Raw genomic sequence first — 21,454 nt, 5'->3', positions numbered from 1 at the left:
AACTGCTCAAACGATCTGTTTTTGTCAAACTTTTCTGTATAATAGACAGGGAATCATCTTATTTTTCAGATTAGAAGCGTTTTTATACATAGGAGGGGCGGAGATCGATGAATTGGCAGACGAAGGATGAATTGCTGACCCTTTTAACTTCTCTTGTGCAATACGAAAGCATCACCGGTTCGAAGGGAGAGGCTGCACTTGCAGAATATCTTTATTTCATTTTGAAGGATAAGCCTTATTTTCAAAAACATCCTGATGATGTAACACTTCATCCGATGGACGATGGCAGATTCTTTCTTACGGCTCTTGTTAAAAAGAAGAATGTCAAAAAAACAGTGCTTTTGCTGAGTCATTTTGATGTCGTGGACATAGAAGATTACGGAGAATTCAAACATATGGCTTGTAAGCCTGCTGAGCTTTTGAGCTCTTTTTTAGAGAAAAAAGAGCTGCTTCCGGAACAGGTGAAAAGAGACGCTGAAAGCGGAGACTGGCTGTTCGGGAGAGGAACGATGGATATGAAAGCGGGGCTTGCGGTTCAGCTGTCGATGCTTGAGCGGGCGATGAACGGCGAATTTGAGGGCAATTTGCTGCTGGTTACGGTTCCTGATGAGGAGGTAAATTCCAGAGGCATGATTGAAGCTGTCCCTGTATTGAAGGAGATGGAGAAAACGCATGATATCACATTAACAGCTTGCTTAAACGCTGAACCAATGTTTGAAAAATTTCCCGGCGACCAGCAGCAATATTTTTATTCGGGAAGCATTGGCAAGGTGCTAGCCGGATTTTTCTGCAAGGGGATTGAAACCCATGTCGGAGAGCCGTTTTCGGGCATCAACGCAAATTTAATGGTATCTGAGATTAACCGCTTGCTTGAACTGAATGCGGCTTATTGCGAAAAGGTTGATGGTGAAGTCACTCCGCCGCCGGTAAACTTGATGCAAAAGGACTTGAAAGAGTTGTATTCGGTTCAGACACCGCATACAGCTGTCACGTTATTTAATGTGCTGTCCATGAAACGCTCGGCCAGTGAGCTGCATCAGATGCTGCTGAAAACCGCAGAACAGGCGGCCGAGGAAATCATTGCGAACATTCGGAAGAAAACACAGGAATTTCAGCAATTTGAGGCATTTACGCCGATAGAGCGCTCCGTCACTGTTTTGACATTTGCTGAGCTGATCGCGCGTGCGAAAAAGCGCACTGGAAACTCGGAAACAGAGCGGGTTATGAATGATGCCTTTGCCAACAGGGGAGATCTTGGAGACAGGGATTTTTCGACCAAAATGGTGTCTGAGCTTGCTTCGCTTTGTAAGGAGGATGCACCGCTCATTGTTCTTTTTTACAGCCCGCCGTTTTATCCGGCCGTTTCTTCAAAGGACGATCAATTGATTAGAAATACAGCTGAGCAGCTTATGCATTATGCGGCTGACAGATATGGCATTGCGCTGCGGGAGGTTCAGTACTTCCCTGGACTTTCAGACTTAAGCTATCTTCAGCTGGAAAAGCAGGAGGTCGACGCGTACACAAGCAATATGCCGCTCTTTAACAGAGGATATTCACTGCCAAGCGGCAAAGGCCAGACTTTATATGTCCCGGTTTTAAATGTAGGCCCGGCTGGAAAAGACCCGCACAAATGGACGGAAAGACTGTATGTGCCTTATTCCTTTGAAGTGCTTCCCGACCTGCTTTCATTTACGATCTCTGCGCTATTCAAACAATCAGAAACAGCGGATCAGCTGTTGTAGGAAAAAGAAAAGACAGAAGACCCTGTGCCTTCTGTCTAACGCCTCTCTAATGCCGCTCCGGCAAACTGCTCTTTGATTTCCGCGCTCCGTTTAGCGGTTTCTTCAATACAGTGAATAATCGCTTCTTCAAAGCGGGAGTCCTGTAAAGCGCGAAGGCCTGCCTCTGTGGTGCCCCCCGGACTCGTGATTTCCTTGCGAAGCTGTGCGGGCTGTTTGCCGCTTTGAAGGAGCATATCTGTTGCCCCAGCCATTGTCTGCAAAATGAGTGCTTTTGCCGTTTCCTGATCCAAACCTACTTTTTGCGCCGCTTTTTCCATTGCCTCAATATAACGGTACACGTAGGCCGGACCGCTTCCGGCGATCGCCGTGACTGCATCAAGCTGTCGTTCCTCAACCAGTGTGGCATCACCGATTGTTTCCAATAAAGCTGTTGCGTCGAGAATATCATCCTGGCTTGCTTCCGTGCTTACGGAAAAACCGGTTGCTGATTTTCTGATCGCTGCTGATGTATTAGGCATGACGCGAATAACCGCGAGCTTTTTGCCAAAATAATGCTGAATTGTTTCAATGGTAAGACCTGCAAGCACTGAAATCACAAGCTGGTCCTTGATATACGGACGGATGCTGTCAATGCTTTCCGCCGCGTCCTTAGGCTTAAAAGCGAGAATAATAATGTCGGTTTGAGAGAAAAACTCATGTTTATCTCTGCATGGACGCACGCCGTACGTTCCCTTTAATTCAAGCAGACGCTCGTCATTTGAGCGGTTTGTGATATAGATATGTTCCGGCTTTGTAATGCCGCTTTGCAAAAAACCGTTAATCATTGCTTCTGCCATGGACCCGGCGCCGACAAATCCTATTTTTTTCATTGATATCCTCCTTTATCAGAACAACAAAAAACCCTTTCATCTCGTAAAGGACGAAAAGGTTCGCGGTACCACCCTTATTAACACAGATTGTGCTCAGTCAAATCCCTTAACGCGGGAAACGTTTAGGTTTTCCTAACCGCGACTTGAAGGCAGGTTCACAAACAAGCGGGCGGCCATACCTTTCAGCCGGGGATATCGCTCTCTTTGGCCATTGCCTCGTATCCTATTCCTCGTCATAGCGTTCCAATTGTTCTCGTTTTAGTTTGTTGTTCATTATGCAATGGCGGACAAGCTAATGTCAATAGCTTTTTTAAAAAGGGCCGTTCTCGTTCAGCAATAATGACACAAGACCGAGAAAAAGCTAAAATATGAATAATGAATGAAGACAAGGAGCGAAAGGATGACAACTGCAGATGTAATTGCGATCCGCGTCCCGACACCATTTGCGGTCGGCGATGTTCTCGTTTATCTAGTAAAAGGCGATGCGCTGACATTGATCGATGCCGGGCCGAATACAAAGGAGGCTGTCAGAGCCCTTCAAGAGCAGCTTGCCGCTGTAGATGTGAAATTGTCAGATATCGAGCAGGTTGTACTGACTCACCATCACGCTGATCATGCAGGCTTGCTTGATGTCTTTTCTGATGAAATCGAGGTGATTGGACATCCGTTCAACGAACCTTATATCAGCCGAAACCAAGCTTTTATGGATTGGCAAAAACGTTTTTTTCAAAAACTGCTGCCAGAATTAGGCGTTCCTTTTGATGCGGGCAAGGAGGAAAAGCTCATTCGGTCCGCGTACGCATTTTCGTGTACAAGATCCCTGACGAAAACAGTCAGAGAAGGCATGAGCATTGATGGGCTTCAGGGCTGGTCTGTTTTGGAGATGCCCGGACATGCCGAATCGCATATCGTGCTTTTCCATGAAAAAAGCGGGCGAATGCTTGGCGGCGATCTTCTGCTTGCCAACAGCTCATCTAATCCGATTCTGGAAGCGCCGAAAACAGGAGACTTAAGATCAAGGCCTTTAGTGGATTATCAGCGGTCATTGAAAAGACTGTCTGAACTTGATCCGGCAATTGTGTTTCCGGGTCACGGTGAGATCATCACCAGCGTACAGGAGCTGATTGAGAAGCGGTTTGACAAGCAGAGAAACAGGACGGAGGATGTGCGGCGCATGCTGGAAGAAAAGCCGATGACCGCTTTTCAGGTCTGTCAGCAGCTTTTTCCAGCTGTGTATGAAAAAGAATTATTTTTAACGATGTCAGAAACGGCGGGGCATCTTGATGTGCTGGAGAGTGAAGGAGCCATCACATCATATCAGGAAGGAAATACCGCATACTTTAAAACAATGAAGAGGTGAAGTGGGTGAAACAATTAGCGGGAAAGCGAATTTGGATAACCGGTGCTTCCGGAGGGCTCGGTGAAAGAATCGCATACTTATGCGCGGCTGAAGGAGCCCATGTCCTGCTGTCAGCAAGACGTGAGGACCGTTTGGCAGAAATCAAAAGGAAAATAACCGAGGAATGGAGCGGACAGTGTGAGATTTTCCCGCTGGATGTTGGACGTATAGAGGAGGTTGCTTTTGTCCGCGATCAGATCGGACCGGTTGATGTGCTGATCAACAATGCGGGTTTCGGTATATTTGAAACGGTTTTAGACTCGACACTGGATGACATGAAAGCGATGTTTGATGTGAATGTCTTCGGCCTGATCGCCTGTACAAAAGCTGTGCTTCCGCAAATGCTTGAGAAAAAAAGGGGCCATATCATCAATATCGCTTCTCAAGCAGGGAAAATTGCAACACCGAAGTCGAGCCTTTATTCCGCGACAAAACATGCCGTGCTCGGCTACTCAAACGCTTTGCGGATGGAGCTTTCGGGAACAGGCATTTATGTGACAACAGTCAATCCGGGACCGATTCAGACGGACTTTTTTTCTATTGCTGATAAAGGCGGGGACTACGTCGATAATATCAGCCGCTGGATGCTTGATCCCGATGACGTGGCAGCTCACATTACAGCTGCAATTTTCACCAACAAACGGGAAATCAACCTTCCGCGCTTAATGAATGCCGGCACCAAGCTGTATCAGCTGTTCCCTGCTCTCGTTGAAAAGCTGGCAGGACGCGTATTTATGAAAAAATAACGCTGGAACTGCCTGCGGCGTGATGGCTTGTTGGCATGCTCACAGGCAGTTTGATAGAGAAAGGGAGAAATCATTAAGATGTCGATCAATCAAGAAGCCCTTCATGCTCTGCTCAAAGATCCGTTCATTCAGAAATTGATTGACGCAGAGCCTGTTTTCTGGGCAAACCCTGGGAAGAAAGAGGGACCGTTATTCCATGCGAATGAGTGGGAACGGGAGATAGCTGAGGCGGAAAAAAGGCTGCGGCGGTTTGCTCCTTACATTGCCGAGGTGTTTCCTGAGACGAAAGATGCCAAAGGAATGATTGAGTCTCCGCTTTTAGAAATGCAGCATATGAAGGGAAAGCTGGAAGCGGCATATCAGCAGCGATTGCCGGGAAGATGGCTTTTAAAGTGCGACCACGAGCTTCCGATTTCAGGCTCGATTAAAGCGCGGGGCGGGATTTATGAAGTATTAAAGCATGCAGAAATGCTGGCGCTTCAGGAAGGAATGCTTCAGGAAACTGATGATTACCGCATTTTACAGGAAGAGCGGTTTGCCGCGTTTTTCTCTCGCTATTCGATCGCTGTCGGTTCGACTGGAAACTTGGGGTTAAGCATCGGCATGATCGGCGCCGCACTCGGATTTCGCGTGACAGTGCATATGTCTGCTGACGCTAAGCAGTGGAAAAAGGATCTCCTTCGCCAAAAGGGTGTCACTGTCATGGAGTATGAATCGGATTACAGTGAAGCGGTGAAAGAAGGCAGACGGCAGGCGGAACAAAATCCATTCTGTTATTTCATTGATGATGAACATTCCCGCCAGCTGTTTTTAGGATATGCTGTGGCAGCCAGCCGATTAAAAACGCAGCTTGACTGTATGAATATACAACCTAGTCTTGAGACGCCGCTGTTTGTCTATCTGCCGTGCGGTGTCGGCGGAGGACCGGGCGGTGTGGCATTTGGGCTGAAGCTTTTATATGGAGACCATGTTCATGTGTTTTTTGCAGAGCCGACTCATTCACCGTGTATGCTGCTGGGGCTTTATTCCGGCCTTCACGAGCAGATTTCTGTCCAGGATATCGGCCTTGATAATCGGACGGCTGCTGACGGGCTTGCAGTCGGGAGGCCGTCAGGATTTGTCGGCAAGCTCATTGAACCTCTTCTGAGCGGCTGTTATACGGTAGAGGACGATACGCTTTATACCTTGCTTCATATGCTGGCTGTATCTGAAAATCAATATTTAGAGCCCTCTGCTCTTGCGGGCATGTTCGGACCCGTTCAGCTTTTTTCGACAGAAGAGGGAAGACGCTGCGTTCGGAAACATCACATGGAACATGCCATACATGTCGTCTGGGGAACGGGAGGAAGCATGGTTCCGCCAGAAGAAATGGCCGCGTATCACCGAATCGGCGCGGATTTGCTGGAAAACGAAATAAAAAAATAAGCAGACAGTGAAAGGGTTTTCCGTTACAATCTTTGTAAGGGTTTTAACCTACAGAGAGTCAGGTGTAAACAGTGAAAAATAAAGAGCTTAATTTACATACTTTATATACACAGCACAATCGTGAGTCTTGGTCTGGTTTTGGGGGACATTTGTCGATTGCAGTTTCTGAAGAAGAAGCAAAAGCTGTGGAAGGGCTGAATGATTATCTTTCTGTCGAGGAAGTGGAGACGATTTATATCCCGCTTGTTCGCTTACTTCATTTGCATGTCAAGTCTGCCGCTGAACGCAATAAGCATGTGAATGTGTTTTTGAAGCATCCTCATTCAGCCAAAATTCCGTTTATTATCGGGATCGCCGGAAGTGTGGCCGTCGGAAAAAGCACGACGGCGCGGATCTTGCAGAAGCTGCTTTCGCGTTTGCCGGACCGCCCTAAAGTGAGCCTTATCACGACAGATGGTTTTTTATTTCCTACAGCCGAGCTGAAAAAGAAAAATATGTTGTCTAGAAAAGGGTTTCCCGAGAGCTATGACGTAAAGGCGTTGCTCGAATTTTTGAATGACTTAAAATCAGGTAAAGCCAGCGTAAAGGCCCCGGTGTATTCTCATCTTACCTATGACCGTGAGGAAGGTGTGTTCGAGGTTGTAGAACAGGCGGATATTGTGATTATTGAAGGCATTAATGTTCTTCAGTCGCCCACTTTGGAGGATGACCGGGAAAATCCGCGCATTTTTGTTTCCGATTTCTTTGATTTTTCGATTTATGTGGATGCGGAGGAAAGCCGGATTTTCACTTGGTATTTAGAGCGTTTTCGTCTGCTCCGGGAAACAGCTTTTCAAAATCCCGACTCTTATTTTCATAAATTTAAAGACTTGTCTGATCAGGAGGCTGATGAAATGGCAGCCTCGATTTGGGAGAGTGTCAACCGGCCGAACTTATATGAAAATATCCTGCCGACTAAATTCAGGTCGGATCTCATTTTGCGTAAGGGAGAGGGGCATAAGGTTGAAGAAGTGCTGGTAAGGAGAGTGTGATATCGTGCATCATATCGAACTGTATGTCTCTGATTTGGAAGTGTCTCGACGATTTTGGGGCTGGTTCTTAAAAGAACTTGGCTATAAAGAATATCAAAAATGGGACTCAGGCATCAGCTGGAAGAAAGACCGTTTTTACCTTGTGATTGTACAGGCGAAAGAGCGATTTCTAGAACCGGAATACCACAGAGGCCGTGTCGGGCTGAACCATCTCGCATTTCACGCTGAATCCAAGCTTCAAGTTGACCTGATGACCGAAAAATTGATGGCAAAAGGCTATTGTGTGTTGTACCGAGACAGGCACCCTTTTGCCGGAGGAGAGGGGCATTATGCGGTCTATTGTGAGGATCCGGATCGGATAAAGGTAGAGCTCGTTGCCCCAAGCGATTGATCATGATTTTTGCCAGCTTCGCTTTTCGGTTCTCCGCGTACTTGAAGCTTGTCACAGCTGCAAAGGTAACAGCGGCGAACACGATACATCATATTCATCACCTCATTTTTAACGGGAGAGATTGGTTCTCCCCCGTTTTTTGGTTAAAGCGATTTTTCCAGAGCGGACCGGTGTTTTGTCATTTCCGTTTTCATCTGCCGATAGGCGAACGCTAAAAATGGCAGGCCGAGCAGGGTGATGCCGCTCAGGACAGAAAAAATAAAAATCGGCCGGCCTGCGCCAAACAGGTCTATACATATGCCACCGACCCAGGGGCCGATGACGTTTCCGAGCTGTGAAAACCCGATTGCCCCGAAATAAGTGCCTTTTAAACCCGGTTTTGCAATCTGGTCTACAAACAAATCCATCATTGAGAATAAAAGCACTTCGCCGATTGTGAATGTGACCACAATCATCACAAGCGATGAAACACCATGTGATATGGTGAAAATGGCCATGCTGATACTCACCATCACATTGCCGAGCATTAGGGAGCAAAGCGGCGAAAACCGTTTTGCGAAATGGACGATGGGAAATTGCGTGGCCAGCACAACGATTGCGTTTAATGTCAGCATCAACCCATACAGCTTCGTTCCATTGCTGATCAAGGGGTTCTGCGCCATATACTGCGGGAATGTCGAACTGAATTGTGAGTAGCCGAAGGTGCATAGCGCGATGCCGACCAGAGCAATTGTAAAAAGATGATCCTTTTGCGTCACCATAAACGCTTCCCGCACGCTCATATTTCGGGATTGGTCTGAGCCTGATGAAGATGGATGCTTTTTAAATTGCGCGGCGAGCACTAGGCCGTATAGCCCGTAAATAATGGCAGGAACCAAAAAGGGTGCGGTCGATTGCGACGAGCCAAAATACAGGCCGAGCACCGGTCCGAAGACAACGCCGATATTAATGGCTGCGTAGCGCAAATTAAATACGAGCAGTCTCGTTTTTTCTTCTGTCATATCAGACAGCAGCGCCTTTGAAGCGGGCTCAAACAATGATTTGCAAAGGCCGTTTAATGCGTTGACCACAAAAAACATCCACAAATGAGAGGCCGCCGCAAATCCTGCAAATACCAGCATCCAGCCGAAAATGGACACAAGCATCATGTTTTTTCTGCCGAATTTGTCCGAGATATATCCGCCGTAAAAGCTTGCAAGGATGCCGACTGACGAGCTTGCGGCGATGACCAGCCCGGCGTAGGATGCTGATGCGCCTTGGACGGCTGTTAAATAAATCGCTAAAAATGGGATGCTCATCGATGTGGCCATCCTGCCGAAAATAGTACCGATTATAATTGTCCAGCTGATGGGGTGGATATCTTTCCATTTCTTCATGAATCTGATTCTCTCCTATATGTAAGATCATTTTCTATCATATATGAAATTATTTCCTTATCCAATGGGAATTCAAAATATTTTGTCATTGACATTTACTATAAAACATGTCTGATGTATGGATTGGAATAAACCGTGTGTGGAGGATGGGGTGACATCGTTTAAAGCATTCGAAGGGAGAGTGCCGATACGTTCGACTCTTATCTATGTGTGGAAACACAATATGAATTGATGCTGAATGCCGCGCATTTTCAAGCAACTAGTCAGAGTATGGAAGGATACGAATGTCTTTTGATGCATGAAAGTCAGTCGGTGTAACACGTCAGGATACGGATTGGGTTTCGGTAATGCTCAGTGATGACAGACCTGAAATCAAGATTTACGCGCGCGAACCGACTAGAGCCGCGTGACAGAAGGAGAGGCCGGGGCTTTCCAAACGTTTTGAGGGAGCATTCTCCGCAGGGACATTGGCAAGCCGTATGAATCTATAGCGTGAACACATCCAGCTTTGTTTTCTCGGCAAGATTTTCTGCCGTAGGCCGCCTGAAACTGTTATTTGTGATCCCGGCGGTGTTTTTCAAAGGCAAGCCGCATCAGCTGCTGAAAAACTGACAGTCAGATTCGGGGCGCTATGCGGTGTGCCTGCTTTTAAGAGAACAGTCCTTGGTTTGTGACATAGTCATAAATGATATCTTCTATATGCGCATACAGATCTTCATCGGGTTCTTCATTCTGTCTTTCTTTTAAGGCGGCTATCAGGCTTTGTTTTTCATACGGACTTAACGGATCTATGGCAACATTTCTCCCATATTGGCGCAGGGCCTGTCCCAGCATTTTTTCGACAAATTTCTCCATCATGACTCTCCTATCTTTATGCTTCACTTTTATTCTACTAAATGTTTCTCTTCTCTCAAACCCTGGGATCATATTTTCTGTCAGACAAGAATCATTTACCAGTATAAAACGAACATACTTTCGCATATAATAGAAAAACGAACATAAGTTCTTTTTTAGAGGTGTGTATGATGAAAGAAAAAGTGATTTTTCTCGTTGACATGCAATCGTTTTATGCATCTGTAGAGAAAGCGGAAAATCCACATTTGAAAAATAGGCCCGTCATTGTTTCGGGTGATCCTAAAAAAAGGGGCGGAGTCGTATTGGCTGCCTGCCCGCTGGCGAAACAAAAGGGCGTCACGAATGCCTCTCGGCTGTGGGAGGCGCAAGAAAAGTGCCCTGAAGCTGTTGTGCTCCGGCCCCGTATGCAGCGGTATATTGATGTATCACTGCAAATCACGGCCATTTTAGAGGAATATACGGACCTTGTAGAACCGTATTCCATCGATGAACAGTTCATGGACATTACAGGCAGCCAGAAGCTGTTTGGGACGCCGGAAGAGATCGCAAAAAGCATTCAGGGCAGAATCATGCGGGAGATCGGCATTTATGCGCGGGTCGGAATCGGTCCTAATAAAGCGCTAGCCAAAATCGCGTGCGACAATTTTGCCAAAAAGAATAAGAACGGTATTTTTACCTTAACGAAAGAAAATATAAAAACCGATATGTGGCCGCTTCCGGTGGGCAGCATGTTTGGCGTCGGGAGCCGCATGAAGCATCATTTAACCCGAATGGGCATCAGCACGATCGGCGGGCTTGCGGATTTTCCGCTTGATCTTTTAAAAAAGAAATGGGGCATTAACGGCCACGTGCTGTGGATGACGGCGAACGGGATCGACTATTCCCCTGTGTCAACTTCATCTCTGGACGGACAAAAAGCGATCGGCCATGGAATGACTCTCCCGAGAGACTATGAACACTTTGACAAAGAAATCAAAGTCGTGCTGCTGGAGCTGAGTGAAGAAGTGTGCAGGCGAAGCCGAAACGCCGGAGTAATGGGACAGACGGTGTCCGTGAGCTGCCGGGGGGCTGATTTTGACTGGCCGACGGGCTTCAATCGGCAAGTGAAGCTGGCGGAGCCGACGAATTCAACACAGGACGTATATGAGGCTGTATACGGGCTGTTTCTTAGATTTTGGGACGGGAAGCCTGTCCGCCGCCTCGGAGTCAATCTGTCTCAGCTCTCATCTGATGACGTATGGCAGCTTAATTTATTTCAGGATTATGCAAAAAAAATGAGCCTCGGCTATGTGATGGACGGCATTAAAAACCGATTCGGCGACACAGCAATCGTCAGAGCGGCATCACTGACAGCGGCAGGCCAGGCATTTGAACGTGCGGCTAAAATAGGAGGGCACTATAAATGAACGACCATTTAAAAAGAGGCAACCTGCTGTGGGAAGGGAGCAGGATGTTTCTGCCGGAACATAAGCAAAGCCTGCTTGAGAGAAAGCGACATAAACAGAAGCTGCAAAAGCCGATTCTTGATCGTGATAAGCTGGAGGAAATGAATCAAACGCTTTGTGCCGCGATGGAGTTCGCTCAGAATATCACTGTCAGCTGCTTTCAGGACGGTGAAATTGTCCGCTGCACCGGGAAAATCTGCCGGTATGAAGAGTTTGAAAAAACAGTATGGATAAAAGGAGACGAAGATCGGCTTTATAAACTGAAGCTTGATCAGGTGCTTGATATTGTGCTGTAAAGTCTCTCCCTCCTGCACAGGAGGGAGAATATGTGTAAAAATATTAAACAAATCTGCAGATGTATGATAAAGGAAAGAAGGCATTTACAATTCCAGCCAGGCAAAATATAATTTTTATATTGTGAGAAAAAAAGAGCTGACATTCGTTTTGCCAGACGGAGGGAGATCAAATCGTAATGGATATTCGAACAATCACGTCTTCAGATTATGAAATGGTAACGTCTGTATTGAATGAATGGTGGGGCGGCAGGCAGATGAAAGAAAAATTGCCGAGACTATTTTTTGAGCACTTTCAGGACACAAGCTTTATTACATCTGAATATAACAGCATGACCGGATTTTTAATCGGATTTCAATCGCAATCAGACCCTGAAACGGCATACATTCATTTTTCCGGTGTGCATCCGGATTTCAGAAAAATGCAAATTGGAAAACAATTATATGATGTCTTTATTGAAAAAGTAAAGCAAAGAGGCTGCACCCGGGTCAAGTGCGTCACTTCACCGATGAATAAGGTATCAATCGCGTATCACACCAAATTGGGTTTTAACATTGAAAAGGGCAACAAAACGATAAACGGCATCTCAGTATTCGCAAACTACGATGGCCCGGCCCAAGACAGGGTACTGTTTGTCAAAAACATATGAGGGGGAAATATGATGGATTTTTTTTCAAAAACACCTGAGCCTCCTTACTATGCAGTTATTTTTTCATCTGTCAAAAGCGAAAATGACACAGGTTATGGAGAGACAGCAAAGCGGATGGTATCGCTTGCGGCGGATCAGCCGGGATTTTTAGGCGTCGAAAGCGTTCGTGCAGCGGATGGAAGAAGCATAACGGTTTCCTATTGGAACAGTATGGACGCCATTAACAACTGGAAGCATCACACGGAACATCAAGCGGCAAAAGAAAAAGGAAAAAGCGTTTGGTATGAGTCGTATGCAATCCGCATCGCAAACGTCGAGAAGCAGCGGCTGTTTTCAGGAGAAGGAAATGATTGAATGTCTTCAGCATAAGGAGGACATCACAGCGCGTGAGATTATTGCCGTACAGCAGCCTGCCTACACAAAAGAAGCAGAGCTTATCGGTTTTGACGGCATTCCCGCCTTACAAGAAAAGGCGAGGGACATTCAAGCATCTCTTGAACAGTTTGCGGGATATCGGAAAGACGGCAAATTGATCGGTGTCATTTCCTATGAGAAAAACATGCATCATCTCACCATTTGCAGGCTTGTTGTGCACCCCGACGGTTTCAGAAAAGGAATTGGACGAGCACTTCTGCAATTCGTCATTGAGCAGAACGAAGACGCTGAGAAATTCGAAGCCGTCACAGCCGAGAAAAATACACCTGCCGTATCGCTCTATACACAGGCGGGGTTTCAAAAGATAAAAACCGTCAAAGCAGAGGAGGATCTATTCCTGTCGGTTTTTCATTTATATCCGAAACGAAACGTGAAAGTCGTTCACTACAACGAAAAATGGGCGAACCTTTTCGAGAAAGAAAAAGAACGGCTGAAGCTTGTGTTCGGACCGGAGATCATCGCAGTTCATCATATCGGAAGCACATCGATACCGAACATGGCGGCAAAGCCAATCATTGATATTCTGGTTGAAGTCAGAAGCATAGAAGCTGTGAACCGGTATGATGCAGAAATGAAGGCAATCGGCTATACACCGAAAGGAGAAAACGGCATAGCGGGCAGGCGTTACTTCCAAAAGGGCGGAAATAAGCGCACCCATCATGTCCATATGTACGAAAAAGGGGACCCTGCTATTGAAAGGCACCTGTTATTCAGAGATTATCTCAGAGCCCATCCAAAAACAGCGGAGGAATACGCCATTCTTAAAAAACGGCTGGCGGCACGGTATCCGGACAGCATCAATCAGTACATACAAGGGAAAGATGAGTGGATCAAGACTGCAGAAGAACATGCGAAGCGGTGGGAAGAAGGCAGAAACAATGCGAATGGAAGCGTTGTATGCTACAATAGCGAAAATGATGAAAATGGGGGTCTCACCTTATGAACATCCATGTGACAGATGCAGCAAAACAGGCACTGCAGCAGGCGTTTGACGCCAACCCGGGAAAAAAAGCCCAGCTGCGTTACGATTCAGAAGGATGCGGCTGCGCGGTAAGCGGTGTACCGACAATCTGGCTGGCAGAAGAGTTAACGGGACAGTGTGAGCAGCTGGAAACGAACGGCGTCCCGCTGTATATCCAATCGTCGCAAAAAGTGTTTTTTGACGATCAAATGACGATCGATTACAATGAAAAAGCCAAAACGCTGGCGCTGAAAAGCCCGGCTGAAATGCTCAGTCCCAGAATGAGCATATTAGTAAAGTAGGGAGACACGAACGTGGAACAAAAGCTGAAGTCAATAAAGAACACAGCACAGAATAAAACGTGGGTATCCTTCTTGAATCAAAACCATCCCTATACCTTGCTCCACTGGTCAATTGGGGGAGCAGAATCCGTCAAGAAAGACGTTTGGCTATTGCAGGATGAAATGACATTCGAAACGCAGGAGTTTACAACGATAGATCTTGCGATTGATTGGATCAGAGAAAATATGGATGGCATTACCGACGTTTTATGAAATGGAAAAGCGAAAGAGCCGAAGAGGCCTTTCGCTTTTTTATTCTGTTGAATCCCTTATTTTATCTAAAAACTCCTTCACTGTTCTTCGGTATGTGTCGCGATTTTTTGTATACGACATGGCATGTTCTCCGTTTTCAGCAATGTACAGCGCCTTCGGTCCGGGTTTCTTTTCATAAAGCCGCTCGGTTGAAGAAACCGGAATGTAATCATCATCCTTGCTGTGAATAAAGAGGACCGGATTTTCGATTTTATCAATAACAGCAAGCGGAGATACTTCGCGCGCACGGTAGCCGTCCCGCCGCTTCAAAAAGAAGTCGGTGATGGGAAGCAGCGGCCAAGACGGGAGCCTGTATTCCACTTTCAGCCGATAGGCAAGCTGTTCATCAAAACGAGCGAACGGGCAATCGGCAATATAAAAATCAGCGCCATCATCACAGTGTTCGCCAGCGTAAAGCAGGGCAGTCGCAGCACCCATTGATTCTCCGTGAATGCCGATCAACCCGCGATGGCCTGTTTTGTTCTTGACCCAGCTGACAACCTCGTTCAGATCATCTTTTTCATAAAACCCGTAGCTAGTTGTCTTTCCGCCGCTTTGTCCGTGCCGGCGGTGGTCGTAAACAAGCACATTCCAGCCGAGATCGAGAAATAAATGCATATATTTAAGAGAATTCAGGACATTCATCGTCACTCCATGGCAGATGATCATGGTGTTTGATGTGTCGTGCGGTGCGACATAGTAGCCTTTTATATCATAGCCGTAAGCGGATGGAACGACAAAAGCGGTTTTTTCCATTCGTTCAAATGATTCAAACACATCATGTCCGTCGTCCGTCTCTCTTTTTACAATATCTTCATCCGTTTTTTTCTTGATGAACATAATGATATTTGAAAAAACCATTCCGATTGCGGTTGCAGCAGCTAAGAAAGCGCCAATGGCCAAAAGGATTTTCTTCAAAAGTCACAGCACCTTTCAACTAAATATAGATATCATTATATCAAACCCTGCTCGCTGGCCGAAAAAGTTCACACAAGCGAGTCCGCTTGTTCAGTCTGCATGCTCCGTGATAAACTGGCTTCAAAACAAACATGGGGGAAGCCTAAATGAAAAAACAAAAATCAGCTGATAAACATCAGTTAAAAGATGACCTTCAATCCGACATCAAAGCAAAGCTTCTGGAGATGAAGAGTCAGTTGAAGGAAGAGGATGAAAAGAGGCAGGAAAGAGAAAAAGCGGAACAGATCAGAAAGAAAAAAGAGATCGAAAAAAACAAGAGCTTTGAAGAACTCTTTAATGAAAGCCAAATGGATTGGCACAAATATAAATAAACCAGCACCCAAAAAGGGGCTGGTTTTTCTGTTATGAGCGGTGAGCCTCGTAAATGTCTTGTTTCGTATAAGATTGGAGCGCTTTGATTTCTTCTTCTTGTAAACGCCGCGCGTTTGCAGCCTCAACATTTTCCCGTAACTGCTCCATTTTACTGGCGCCTGTAATCACAGAGGCGACAGCGGGCTGGGCTAACAGATATTGCAGCGATTTTTCAGTCATGGAAAGATCGGGCGCAACATTCTCTATCGACGTGCGGGCATTTGCCAACTCCTCGAACGAATAGGACAAGTACCCGTTTTGTTTGATGCTGTCTGCGGCTTGATCAAGCGGTTTTTCAGTTAATAGCCCTTTGGCAACAGGTCCTCTGGCGACGACGCTGATTTGATGTTCTTCTAAGAGCGGAAGCCATTCCTCAGGGCGTCGGTCAAACAAGCTGAATTGCATCATAATACTCACGATATTTGATTTTTTCACATACTCTTTGATCACATTCGGGCGGATGGAAGAAATGCCATAGTAACGGATGACACCTTCTTGTTTTAATTCTTCAAACGCTTCGATCGTTTCCTCAATGTTGTCCTCTATCGTGCCGCCGTGAAGCTGATAAAGATCGATATAATCTGTTTTCAGACGCGCAAGGCTCTTTTTTACGGCTTCTTTTATGTACGCTTTTGAAGGGTCCCAATACCAGCCCTCGGTTTCCTCATTCCAGCGGTTTCCCGCTTTCGTTGCTAAAATAATGTCTTGGCGTCGGTTTTGAATCGCATCACCGACGATTTCTTCGTTTCGTCCGCGGTCGTACAAATCCGCTGTGTCCAAATAGTTGATGCCAAGCTCGATCGCTTCATCCAGAATGGACAATGCTTTGTTTTTTTCTGTCCCAAGAGACATACAGCCGAGTCCGACTTCGCTTATTTCTAAATCAGATGTACCCAGTTTGCGCTTTCTCATGTGCACACTCCTTTTTTTAGGATTTGTATTGACCGTAATATAAAGGAGCTAAAGTTTCAACTTTTACGGCTCAGAGATCCAATCTTTCACATATTGGAATGTGCGGCCGTATTCCCTTAGTTTCGCCCGAATCTCCCATGCTTTTCCGACTAAGACAACACCTTTTGGCATGCGGTGTACTTTCACGAAAAAGCCCCCCTTTTCTCTAGTATGATAAAATGTATGGGGCATCATATAGAGACAGAACGGGAGATGAAGAAATGAAGTCATTAGAAGAAAAAACAATTGCCAAAGAACAGATCTTTTCAGGAAAAGTCATTGATCTATATGTAGAGGACGTTGAACTGCCAAACGGAAAAACGAGTAAACGTGAAATTGTGAAGCACCCTGGAGCTGTAGCTATATTAGCTGTTACAGATGAAGGGAAAATCATCTTGGTGAAACAATTCCGTAAGCCGCTTGAGCGGACGATCGTTGAAATCCCGGCCGGAAAGCTGGAAAAAGGTGAGGAGCCGGAGTACACGGCACTTCGGGAGCTTGAAGAGGAAACCGGTTATACAGCGAAAAAACTGACAAAAATCACGGCGTTTTATACATCGCCAGGCTTTGCAGATGAAATTGTTCACGTATTTCTTGCTGAAGAGCTGGCTGTACTCGAAGAAAAACGAGAGCTTGATGAGGACGAGTTTGTTGAAGTGATGGAGGTGACGCTTGAAGATGCGCTGAAGCTGGTTGAATCGCGCGAAGTCTATGATGCTAAAACAGCCTATGCGATTCAGTATCTTCAGCTGAAAGAAACGCTCCAAGCACAAAAATGAAAAAGATTTACGCGGATTTGCACATTCATATCGGCCGGACCTTTACAGGAAGGGCTGTCAAAATCACAGGCGCCAAAACATTAACGCTGGACCGAATTTTGGTTGAAGCCAGTGAACATAAAGGAATTGAACTTCTTGGCATTATCGACTGTCATTCTCCGGAAGTCATTTTAGAGCTTGAGGAAGGCATTTCATCTGGGAAATATCGCGAGCTTGACGGCGGGGGAATTCGCTACCGCAGCACGACGCTTTTATTGGGAAGCGAGCTGGAGATTTATGATGAAGCCTGCAGCGGGCCGATTCATGTGCTCGTATTTATGCGGACGCTGGCAGATATGAAGCGGTTTTCTAACTGGCTGTCAGCACGGCTGAAAAATATCCATTTAAGCTCGCAGCGGATATATGAAACGGGCTTGAACCTGCAAAAAAGAGTGAAGGAAATGGGCGGGCTGTTTATTCCTGCCCATATCTTTACACCCCATAAAAGCTTATACGGAAAAGGGGTTAAAAACAGCTTAACCGAGGTTTTTGATCCCTCTATGATAGATGCGGTGGAACTTGGATTAAGCTGTGATACAAACATGGCTTCACACGTATCTGAATTGAATCAGTATCCTTTTTTAACAAATTCTGATGCGCATTCGTTAGGGAAAATCGGCAGAGAATATAATGAACTATATGTACAGTCAGCTGATTTTACCGAATTTGCTCTTGCATTAAGGGGACAGGGTAAAAGGACAATTGCCGCAAATTACGGCTTGGATCCGTTATTAGGGAAATATTATCAGACGGCCTGTGAAGCGTGCGGAGAACCTGCTGTGAACGGGGAAACGACGTGCGCGAATTGCGGAAACACCAGATTTACAAAGGGAGTCAGCGAAAGATTGCGTGAATTGAGTGATCAGGCTGAAGTTCGCGTCTCGCGTCCGCGGTATGTTCATCAGATCCCGCTGCAATTTGTTCCGGGTGTCGGTCCGAAAACACTGGACAAACTAAAAAAAGCCTTCGGAACAGAAATGGCTGTTCTTCATGAGGCTGCAGAAGAAGATTTGGCTCGCGTTGTTCCGACGAAAACAGCGGGGCTTATTGTAAAAGCGAGATCCGGAAAGCTAAAAGTGAAAGCCGGAGGAGGGGGAACCTACGGAAAAGTGAAACCGTGAGTTAAAGATTAACTCAGTTCCTCCTGTACTTTTCTTTTTGTCCGGATAAAGGTGATCAGCTGGATGATTTCATCTTCATTCAGCGGCTTGTCATCAACAGAAATGTGAAAGTCAAGGCTGCTCCACGTGGTCAATTCAATGGTCTGAGGGGCAGTCTGTTTTGGTTTTTCGCGGCCCAAAAGTTCATCGCAGGTTGTGTCAAAGAGGTCTGCCAGCATGGCCAGCGCTTCAAGTGAAGGCCGGCGGTAGCCAGACTCGTAGCCGGCATATGTGCTTTTTGCGATACCCAGAAGGTCTGCTGTATATTGAAGCGACCAATTTTTCTTTTTTCTCAATTCAGTTAAACGATCTAGATTCATGAACTTCCGCTCCTTTTTCACCTTGAGCTGATTATATCATATAGGTATTAGGAAGTGTACGCGAATTGAATAATAATCTCTTGCGTATTTTATTTTCCGTGTCTATAATTGCATTAAAAGTATGCGAAAAGCGAATACCTTCTCGCAACCCATCTTTAGATACAGTGAAGAGGTGCATGGTATGAAAAAATTATTGATGTTGACAACTGGGGGAACGATTGCTTCAGTTGAAGGGGAAAATGGGCTGGCTCCCGGAGTTAAAGCTGATGAATTATTAAGTTACGTATCAAAACTTGATAACGATTACACGATGGAAACTCAGTCGCTTATGAATATAGACAGCACCAATATGCAGCCTGAATACTGGGTGGAAATAGCGGAAGCCGTTAAGGAAAATTATGATGCCTATGACGGTTTTGTTATTACACACGGTACGGATACAATGGCCTATACATCTGCCGCACTATCGTATATGCTGCAGCATGCTAAAAAACCGATTGTCATCACCGGCTCGCAGATTCCGATCACGTTCCAAAAAACGGATGCCAAAAAAAATATTACAGACGCAATTCGCTTTGCATGTGAAGGGGTAGGCGGAGTATACGTCGTGTTTGACGGCAGAGTTATTCAAGGAACGCGTGCGATCAAATTAAGAACGAAAAGCTATGACGCATTTGAAAGCATCAATTACCCATATATCGCTTTTATCAATGAAGACGGGATCGAATACAACAAACAAGTAACGGAACCTGAGAACGACACCTTCACAGTTGACACTTCACTATGCACAGATGTATGTCTGCTGAAGCTGCATCCGGGCTTAAAGCCCGAAATGCTTGATGCCCTCAAAAGCATGTACAAAGGAGTTGTCATCGAGAGTTATGGCAGCGGAGGCGTGCCATTTGAAGGCAGAGACATTTTGACAAAAGTGAATGAGCTGATCGAAAGCGGCATTGTCGTCGTGATCACAACTCAATGTCTGGAAGAAGGGGAAGACATGAGCATTTACGAGGTCGGCCGCAGAGTCAACCAAGATTTAATTATCCGATCCAGAAATATGAACACAGAAGCGATTGTGCCAAAATTGATGTGGGCACTCGGCCAGTCTTCGGATCTTCCTGTCGTCAAGAGAATTATGGAAACACCGATCGCTGATGACGTTGTCCTTTAAAATATCAGAAACGATGACCAACAAAGAGAAAGTAGGTTAATGATTATGTTAAACGGCCAAAAAGAATACCGCGTGGAAAAAGACTTCCTCGGAGAAAAACAAATTGAAGCAGATGTTTATTACGGAATTCAGACGCTCCGTGCTTCTGAAAACTTTCCAATTACGGGATACAAGATCCATGAAGAAATGATTAACGCGCTGGCGATTGTAAAAAAAGCTGCGGCTCTTGCCAACATGGACGTGAAACGGCTGTATGAAGGAATTGGCCAAGCTATCGTACAAGCCGCTGACGAGATTTTGGAAGGCAAATGGCATGATCAGTTTATCGTCGATCCGATTCAGGGCGGTGCCGGAACTTCTATGAACATGAATGCGAATGAGGTTATCGGAAACCGGGCGCTTGAAATCATGGGTCATAAAAAGGGAGATTACATCCATTTAAGTCCAAACACACATGTGAATATGTCACAGTCGACAAACGATGTGTTCCCGACTGCGATTCATATTTCCACATTGAATCTTTTGGAAAAACTGCTGAAGACAATGGAAGACATGCATAGTGTGTTCCAACAAAAAGCACAGGAATTTGATTCAGTTATCAAAATGGGACGGACACACCTTCAAGACGCTGTTCCGATTCGTCTCGGCCAGGAGTTCGAAGCGTACAGCCGTGTTCTTGAGCGTGATATCAAACGGATCAAACAATCACGCCAGCACCTGTATGAAGTCAATATGGGCGCAACCGCTGTCGGTACAGGCCTAAACGCAGATCCTGAATATATCAAACAGGTTGTAAAGCACCTTGCAGATATTAGCGGTCTTCCGCTTGTCGGCGCAGATCATCTTGTTGATGCCACACAAAACACAGATGCCTATACAGAGGTATCAGCAGCATTAAAAGTCTGCATGATGAACATGTCGAAGATCGCCAACGATCTCCGTTTAATGGCATCAGGCCCGCGCGCCGGACTTGCGGAAATATCTCTGCCTGCCCGCCAGCCGGGATCATCCATTATGCCGGGGAAAGTCAATCCGGTTATGGCGGAGCTGATCAACCAAATTGCGTTCCAGGTTATTGGAAACGACAATACAATCTGTCTTGCTTCAGAAGCCGGCCAGCTTGAATTGAACGTTATGGAGCCAGTGCTTGTTTTCAACTTGCTTCAATCCATCAGCATCATGAACAATGGCTTCCGTTCGTTCACTGACAATTGCCTAAAAGGCATTGAAGCCAACGAAAAACGCTTGAAGCAATACGTGGAAAAAAGCGCAGGCGTAATTACCGCTGTCAATCCGCATCTTGGATATGAAGCGGCTGCACGAATCGCCCGGGAAGCGATTATGACAGGCCAATCAGTCCGTGATCTTTGCCTGCAGCATGATGTGCTGACAGAAGAAGAGTTGGATATTATTTTGAATCCATTTGAAATGACAAAACCTGGGATTTCTGGGAAAGAACTATTAGAAAAATAAAATTTGAACAAAAATACAGCT

Annotated in this window: 25 protein-coding genes; 18 read left to right on the top strand and 7 right to left on the bottom strand. The window is 45.9% G+C overall.

Annotated features, from left to right (window positions below; genetic code table 11):
* The first annotated feature begins 107 nt into the window (after positions 1-107).
* Complete coding sequence (locus tag G4P54_RS12505) at positions 108-1,742, top strand: M20/M25/M40 family metallo-hydrolase (protein ID WP_167872823.1); 1,635 nt, start codon at positions 108-110, stop codon at positions 1,740-1,742.
* A 35-nt stretch (positions 1,743-1,777) separates the two neighbouring features.
* Here G4P54_RS12505 and proC read toward each other — a convergent pair whose 3' ends face one another.
* Positions 1,778-2,611 (bottom strand): pyrroline-5-carboxylate reductase, encoded by an 834-nt coding sequence (proC, locus tag G4P54_RS12500; RefSeq protein ID WP_167872822.1) that lies wholly within the window; start codon positions 2,609-2,611, stop codon positions 1,778-1,780.
* Positions 2,612-3,011: 400 nt separating this feature from the next.
* Here proC and G4P54_RS12495 point away from each other — a divergent pair, with 400 nt between their 5' ends.
* The 5 genes from G4P54_RS12495 to G4P54_RS12475 all read left to right on the top strand — a co-directional run bounded on the left by G4P54_RS12495 (position 3,012) and on the right by G4P54_RS12475 (position 7,603).
* Complete coding sequence (locus tag G4P54_RS12495) at positions 3,012-3,971, top strand: MBL fold metallo-hydrolase (protein ID WP_167872821.1); 960 nt, start codon at positions 3,012-3,014, stop codon at positions 3,969-3,971.
* A 5-nt stretch (positions 3,972-3,976) separates the two neighbouring features.
* On the top strand, positions 3,977-4,756 hold the full coding sequence (locus tag G4P54_RS12490; RefSeq protein ID WP_167872820.1) for an SDR family NAD(P)-dependent oxidoreductase: 780 nt from the start codon (positions 3,977-3,979) through the stop codon (positions 4,754-4,756).
* A 78-nt stretch (positions 4,757-4,834) separates the two neighbouring features.
* Positions 4,835-6,181: a D-serine ammonia-lyase gene (gene dsdA / locus G4P54_RS12485; protein ID WP_167872819.1), complete on the top strand. Its 1,347-nt coding sequence runs from the start codon at positions 4,835-4,837 to the stop codon at positions 6,179-6,181.
* Between the two features lie 71 nt (positions 6,182-6,252).
* A complete protein-coding gene (gene coaA / locus G4P54_RS12480; protein WP_024715152.1) occupies positions 6,253-7,212 on the top strand; it encodes a type I pantothenate kinase in 960 nt (319 codons plus the stop codon).
* A 4-nt stretch (positions 7,213-7,216) separates the two neighbouring features.
* Positions 7,217-7,603: a VOC family protein gene (locus G4P54_RS12475; protein WP_167872818.1), complete on the top strand. Its 387-nt coding sequence runs from the start codon at positions 7,217-7,219 to the stop codon at positions 7,601-7,603.
* A gap of 143 nt (positions 7,604-7,746) precedes the next feature.
* Here G4P54_RS12475 and G4P54_RS12470 read toward each other — a convergent pair whose 3' ends face one another.
* Together G4P54_RS12470 and G4P54_RS12465 are read right to left on the bottom strand one after the other, a co-directional pair.
* Positions 7,747-8,979: an MDR family MFS transporter gene (locus tag G4P54_RS12470; protein ID WP_167872817.1), complete on the bottom strand. Its 1,233-nt coding sequence runs from the start codon at positions 8,977-8,979 to the stop codon at positions 7,747-7,749.
* Between the two features lie 648 nt (positions 8,980-9,627).
* On the bottom strand, positions 9,628-9,834 hold the full coding sequence (locus tag G4P54_RS12465) for a YqzH family protein (protein WP_024715155.1): 207 nt from the start codon (positions 9,832-9,834) through the stop codon (positions 9,628-9,630).
* A gap of 167 nt (positions 9,835-10,001) precedes the next feature.
* On the opposite strand from G4P54_RS12465, the gene G4P54_RS12460 reads away from it, so the two are divergent.
* From G4P54_RS12460 to G4P54_RS12430, 7 genes are all read left to right on the top strand, one after another.
* The gene (locus tag G4P54_RS12460; protein WP_167872816.1) at positions 10,002-11,240 is read left to right on the top strand and encodes a DNA polymerase IV; all 1,239 of its coding nucleotides are present in this window, start codon (positions 10,002-10,004) and stop codon (positions 11,238-11,240) included.
* Positions 11,237-11,575 (top strand): YolD-like family protein, encoded by a 339-nt coding sequence (locus G4P54_RS12455; protein WP_167872815.1) that lies wholly within the window; start codon positions 11,237-11,239, stop codon positions 11,573-11,575. Before G4P54_RS12460 ends, G4P54_RS12455 begins: the two co-directional genes overlap by 4 nt.
* A gap of 176 nt (positions 11,576-11,751) precedes the next feature.
* Entirely contained in the window at positions 11,752-12,222 is a 471-nt protein-coding gene (locus G4P54_RS12450; protein ID WP_167872814.1) for a GNAT family N-acetyltransferase, read from the top strand.
* A 9-nt stretch (positions 12,223-12,231) separates the two neighbouring features.
* Positions 12,232-12,576, top strand: coding sequence for an antibiotic biosynthesis monooxygenase family protein (locus tag G4P54_RS12445; RefSeq protein ID WP_167872813.1), 345 nt, complete (start codon positions 12,232-12,234; stop codon positions 12,574-12,576).
* Positions 12,569-13,600 carry a bifunctional GNAT family N-acetyltransferase/GrpB family protein gene (locus G4P54_RS12440; RefSeq protein WP_167872812.1) on the top strand — a complete coding sequence of 344 codons (1,032 nt, stop codon included), beginning with the start codon at positions 12,569-12,571 and terminating at the stop codon, positions 13,598-13,600. The genes G4P54_RS12445 and G4P54_RS12440 overlap by 8 nt, the downstream gene beginning before the upstream one ends.
* Entirely contained in the window at positions 13,597-13,920 is a 324-nt protein-coding gene (locus G4P54_RS12435) for an iron-sulfur cluster biosynthesis family protein (protein WP_024715161.1), read from the top strand. Before G4P54_RS12440 ends, G4P54_RS12435 begins: the two co-directional genes overlap by 4 nt.
* A 12-nt stretch (positions 13,921-13,932) precedes the next feature.
* Entirely contained in the window at positions 13,933-14,172 is a 240-nt protein-coding gene (locus tag G4P54_RS12430; protein WP_167872811.1) for a YqkC family protein, read from the top strand.
* 39 nt (positions 14,173-14,211) lie between these two features.
* Here the strand turns inward: G4P54_RS12430 and G4P54_RS12425 are convergent, their stop codons facing one another.
* Positions 14,212-15,129 (bottom strand): alpha/beta hydrolase, encoded by a 918-nt coding sequence (locus G4P54_RS12425; RefSeq protein WP_167872810.1) that lies wholly within the window; start codon positions 15,127-15,129, stop codon positions 14,212-14,214.
* Between the two features lie 146 nt (positions 15,130-15,275).
* Between G4P54_RS12425 and G4P54_RS12420 the strand changes: the two genes are divergently transcribed.
* Complete coding sequence (locus G4P54_RS12420; RefSeq protein ID WP_024715164.1) at positions 15,276-15,500, top strand: YqkE family protein; 225 nt, start codon at positions 15,276-15,278, stop codon at positions 15,498-15,500.
* 31 nt (positions 15,501-15,531) lie between these two features.
* On the opposite strand, the gene G4P54_RS12415 is transcribed toward G4P54_RS12420, so the two are convergent.
* A complete protein-coding gene (locus G4P54_RS12415; RefSeq protein WP_167872809.1) occupies positions 15,532-16,452 on the bottom strand; it encodes an aldo/keto reductase in 921 nt (306 codons plus the stop codon).
* A 63-nt stretch (positions 16,453-16,515) separates the two neighbouring features.
* The gene (gene mciZ, locus G4P54_RS12410; protein ID WP_024715166.1) at positions 16,516-16,638 is read right to left on the bottom strand and encodes a Z-ring formation inhibitor MciZ; all 123 of its coding nucleotides are present in this window, start codon (positions 16,636-16,638) and stop codon (positions 16,516-16,518) included.
* Positions 16,639-16,712: 74 nt separating this feature from the next.
* On the opposite strand from mciZ, the gene nudF reads away from it, so the two are divergent.
* Both nudF and G4P54_RS12400 read left to right on the top strand, forming a co-directional pair.
* Positions 16,713-17,270 (top strand): ADP-ribose pyrophosphatase, encoded by a 558-nt coding sequence (gene nudF, locus G4P54_RS12405; RefSeq protein ID WP_167872808.1) that lies wholly within the window; start codon positions 16,713-16,715, stop codon positions 17,268-17,270.
* Positions 17,267-18,430: a TIGR00375 family protein gene (locus G4P54_RS12400; RefSeq protein ID WP_167872807.1), complete on the top strand. Its 1,164-nt coding sequence runs from the start codon at positions 17,267-17,269 to the stop codon at positions 18,428-18,430. The genes nudF and G4P54_RS12400 overlap by 4 nt, the downstream gene beginning before the upstream one ends.
* Before the next feature lie 8 nt (positions 18,431-18,438).
* On the opposite strand, the gene G4P54_RS12395 is transcribed toward G4P54_RS12400, so the two are convergent.
* Complete coding sequence (locus G4P54_RS12395) at positions 18,439-18,789, bottom strand: helix-turn-helix domain-containing protein (RefSeq protein ID WP_024715169.1); 351 nt, start codon at positions 18,787-18,789, stop codon at positions 18,439-18,441.
* A 181-nt stretch (positions 18,790-18,970) separates the two neighbouring features.
* Here G4P54_RS12395 and ansA point away from each other — a divergent pair, with 181 nt between their 5' ends.
* Together ansA and aspA are read left to right on the top strand one after the other, a co-directional pair.
* A complete protein-coding gene (gene ansA, locus G4P54_RS12390; RefSeq protein ID WP_024715170.1) occupies positions 18,971-19,960 on the top strand; it encodes an asparaginase in 990 nt (329 codons plus the stop codon).
* Positions 19,961-20,005: 45 nt separating this feature from the next.
* Positions 20,006-21,433, top strand: coding sequence for an aspartate ammonia-lyase (gene aspA / locus G4P54_RS12385; RefSeq protein ID WP_167873872.1), 1,428 nt, complete (start codon positions 20,006-20,008; stop codon positions 21,431-21,433).
* The last annotated feature ends 21 nt before the right edge of the window (positions 21,434-21,454 follow it).

Source organism: Bacillus tequilensis, from assembly GCF_012225885.1.
Classification (GTDB): Bacteria; Bacillota; Bacilli; order Bacillales; family Bacillaceae; genus Bacillus; species Bacillus tequilensis.
The sequence above is the reverse complement of the archived record's forward strand: the minus strand, read 5'-3'. Positions and strand labels throughout refer to the sequence as shown.

Bases quoted from the DNA above. Each gene is read 5' to 3' on its own strand.
- G4P54_RS12415 (WP_167872809.1), bottom strand. From the start codon at position 16,452: ATGAGAAAGCGCAAACTGGGTACATCTGATTTAGAAATAAGCGAAGTC.
- ansA (WP_024715170.1), top strand. From the start codon at position 18,971: ATGAAAAAATTATTGATGTTGACAACTGGGGGAACGATTGCTTCAGTT.
- proC (WP_167872822.1), bottom strand. From the start codon at position 2,611: ATGAAAAAAATAGGATTTGTCGGCGCCGGGTCCATGGCAGAAGCAATG.
- G4P54_RS12440 (WP_167872812.1), top strand. From the start codon at position 12,569: ATGATTGAATGTCTTCAGCATAAGGAGGACATCACAGCGCGTGAGATT.
- G4P54_RS12400 (WP_167872807.1), top strand. From the start codon at position 17,267: ATGAAAAAGATTTACGCGGATTTGCACATTCATATCGGCCGGACCTTT.
- G4P54_RS12450 (WP_167872814.1), top strand. From the start codon at position 11,752: ATGGATATTCGAACAATCACGTCTTCAGATTATGAAATGGTAACGTCT.
- G4P54_RS12420 (WP_024715164.1), top strand. From the start codon at position 15,276: ATGAAAAAACAAAAATCAGCTGATAAACATCAGTTAAAAGATGACCTT.
- G4P54_RS12460 (WP_167872816.1), top strand. From the start codon at position 10,002: ATGATGAAAGAAAAAGTGATTTTTCTCGTTGACATGCAATCGTTTTAT.
- G4P54_RS12445 (WP_167872813.1), top strand. From the start codon at position 12,232: ATGATGGATTTTTTTTCAAAAACACCTGAGCCTCCTTACTATGCAGTT.
- G4P54_RS12495 (WP_167872821.1), top strand. From the start codon at position 3,012: ATGACAACTGCAGATGTAATTGCGATCCGCGTCCCGACACCATTTGCG.
- G4P54_RS12435 (WP_024715161.1), top strand. From the start codon at position 13,597: ATGAACATCCATGTGACAGATGCAGCAAAACAGGCACTGCAGCAGGCG.
- G4P54_RS12395 (WP_024715169.1), bottom strand. From the start codon at position 18,789: ATGAATCTAGATCGTTTAACTGAATTGAGAAAAAAGAAAAATTGGTCG.
- dsdA (WP_167872819.1), top strand. From the start codon at position 4,835: ATGTCGATCAATCAAGAAGCCCTTCATGCTCTGCTCAAAGATCCGTTC.
- G4P54_RS12455 (WP_167872815.1), top strand. From the start codon at position 11,237: ATGAACGACCATTTAAAAAGAGGCAACCTGCTGTGGGAAGGGAGCAGG.
- aspA (WP_167873872.1), top strand. From the start codon at position 20,006: ATGTTAAACGGCCAAAAAGAATACCGCGTGGAAAAAGACTTCCTCGGA.
- G4P54_RS12505 (WP_167872823.1), top strand. From the start codon at position 108: ATGAATTGGCAGACGAAGGATGAATTGCTGACCCTTTTAACTTCTCTT.
- nudF (WP_167872808.1), top strand. From the start codon at position 16,713: ATGAAGTCATTAGAAGAAAAAACAATTGCCAAAGAACAGATCTTTTCA.
- G4P54_RS12465 (WP_024715155.1), bottom strand. From the start codon at position 9,834: ATGGAGAAATTTGTCGAAAAAATGCTGGGACAGGCCCTGCGCCAATAT.
- G4P54_RS12470 (WP_167872817.1), bottom strand. From the start codon at position 8,979: ATGAAGAAATGGAAAGATATCCACCCCATCAGCTGGACAATTATAATC.